Origin of the sequence: Paracoccus zeaxanthinifaciens ATCC 21588 (assembly GCF_000420145.1) — a bacterium.
Lineage (GTDB): Bacteria > Pseudomonadota > Alphaproteobacteria > Rhodobacterales > Rhodobacteraceae > Paracoccus > Paracoccus zeaxanthinifaciens.
The window spans coordinates 1-1,241 of sequence record NZ_ATUJ01000034.1 but is presented as its reverse complement, the minus strand read 5'-3'; the positions used below and the strand labels follow the sequence as shown (position 1 = coordinate 1,241).

At 56.6% G+C, this 1,241-nt stretch carries 1 protein-coding gene and 2 pseudogenes; 2 read left to right on the top strand and 1 reads right to left on the bottom strand.

The window, feature by feature from the left end; all coding sequences use genetic code 11:
* Positions 1-335 precede the first annotated feature (335 nt).
* A pseudogene (locus F804_RS17465) lies at positions 336-437 on the top strand (IS5/IS1182 family transposase); the annotation flags it as partial.
* Positions 438-677: 240 nt separating this feature from the next.
* Positions 678-923, top strand: coding sequence for an RraA family protein (locus tag F804_RS16795; protein WP_028726055.1), 246 nt, complete (start codon positions 678-680; stop codon positions 921-923).
* A gap of 8 nt (positions 924-931) precedes the next feature.
* Here F804_RS16795 and F804_RS17780 read toward each other — a convergent pair.
* Positions 932-1,147 (bottom strand): annotated as a pseudogene (locus tag F804_RS17780) (IS481 family transposase); the annotation flags it as partial.
* Between the last annotated feature and the right edge of the window lie 94 nt (positions 1,148-1,241).

Genomic DNA, 1,241 nt, shown 5'->3' with positions numbered 1-1,241 from the left:
CAGAAAAGATTACTCATGATGCCCCCACCTGTTTGGGAGCGTGAATCACGCCGACAGGACGGCATCAAGAAAATTAATGGGTCCTGACCCTAGGATATTTTAGTCATACCATGAAAGTTGTCTTGCATGGATGGTTGCCAGCGACCGCCGCTTTGGATGCCTGATTGATCGGGCGTCGATTACGACCGTGTCGGATTTCACGACCGTGGCCGCCATAGCGCCGGGATATTCGAAGGATACAACGCGCGATCCTTGAACCACTGCGCGGGCTTCGCAATGGGAAGCGCCCCGCAGTCCTTGCACTCGACGGTCACGACCTCGCAGGGGCAATTCGAAAGCTTGCTGACTGGCGGCGCGTTTCATCACGATACGACAGATGCCCGAAGACCTTCTTTTCAGCGATCGTGCTTGCCGCAATTGTCATCTTCTGGCTGTAGACTGAATGCGTCCCGGTTTGACGAATAAGCAAGATTATGCATCTTTCAAACCTGCGGTCTTCGGTACTATGGAACCTAATGCGAGCTAAGTGCGCGAGTTCACCGAAGTGCCTATCGACCGCAGCGAGTTTGCCGGCGGCTCCAATCCCTGAGTAGGATTGAGTATGATGAGTAGGACCACGAAAGATTTATTCCGTAAGTGCGGGAGCGTGCGGTTGGTCTTCGACAGTGAGGGCCAGCATGGATAGCGGCGCGATGAACCATCCCGTCTCGGTTGGTGGGGTCGTGGTCAATGCGGGCGATGCCGTCCTTGCGGATGAAAACGCCATCCTGATAATGCCCGCATCCGAGGCCGAGGCCGAGGCCGCGGCCATCCACGCAGCCGAAGTCGAGGCCGAGGAACGTCGCATCCTGGCACGTCTGGCCAACGGCGAGGTGCTGCCCGACATAAGCGGAGCCACACGATTGATCGCGGGAGAAGCGTAGTTCCAGACGTTCAGTCCCGGTATCTGGTGGAACGGACCGAGGATGAATCTGTACGGTTCTGATGTCCGGATCCTGCAGATGTATTCGCAAGAAGTGAGGCCGCCGAGGCTCTTGAGCCTGTACGCGAAATTCTATGCTGCCACGAGGTCGGTGAGGTGCGTTCGAAGTTGGTCGTGGCTGTCGTACTGAAAGCGCTCCACTGTGGCCTCTTTGATGGAGAGGTTCTGAACCGCGCCGGGTTTGCCGGAGGCTGATTTCGGTTAGTTACGCGGCCACGGCTTCTGTTTCCATAGTGGCGTAGAAGTTTGCCTCTGCTTC